Origin of the sequence: Streptomyces sp. NRRL S-495 (assembly GCF_000966955.1) — a bacterium.
GTDB lineage: Bacteria > Actinomycetota > Actinomycetes > Streptomycetales > Streptomycetaceae > Kitasatospora > Kitasatospora purpeofusca.
On record NZ_JZWY01000661.1, the window covers coordinates 1 to 650 of the forward strand.

At 76.2% G+C, this 650-nt stretch carries 1 protein-coding gene; it reads right to left on the reverse strand.

Translation table 11 applies throughout. From position 1 onward, the window contains the following. On the reverse strand, nucleotides 1-650 hold a 650-nt coding region (locus VR45_RS30200; protein WP_045943047.1), incomplete at both ends, for a hypothetical protein.

The following is a 650-nucleotide window of genomic DNA, read 5'->3' on the forward strand; positions in this document are numbered from 1 at the left end:
AGCAGCCCGAGGGCGGCCGTCAGGGTCAGGCCGATGTTCGCACCGGTCGAGGCCAGGCTGTCCGAGCCGGCCGCAACGGAGGCGGAGGGCGAGGACGAACCCGCGGCGGCCGCGACCGCCGTCGAACCGCCCGGGACGGTCGGGACGGCCGAGGGGGAGGCCGACGCGCTGCCGCTCGTGGCGGGCTTGGTGGAGGCCGGCGCCGACGCCGACGAGGTGGCGCCCGGCGACACCGTGGTGCTCGGCGAGGCGGTGCCCGCCGGGGCGGTGGAGCCCGACGGCGCGGGCGTCGACGGCTTCGGCGTGACCGGCGGGGTGACGGGCGGCGTGACCGGAGGCGTGACCGGCGCGGTGACCGGCGGCGTGGACGGCGGCGTGGACGGCTTGGTGTCCGTCGCCGGGCAGGTGTGCGACAGGTTGAACCACTTCACCTCGCCGCCCCGGACCTCGGCGCTGGCCGAGGTCAGCTTGGCACCGGGCGCGGAGGCGACGTAGGCGTGCTTGGTGGTGGGCGGACCGAAGGCGGTGACCACCTGCGGGGTGCCGTTGTCGAAGGCGACCGTGAGCTTGACGAAGTCCGTCGAGTTGCCCGGGAGGACGAAGTGCCAGCCGTCCTGGCCGGGGCCGATCGAGCCGCACTTGGCCTCGTG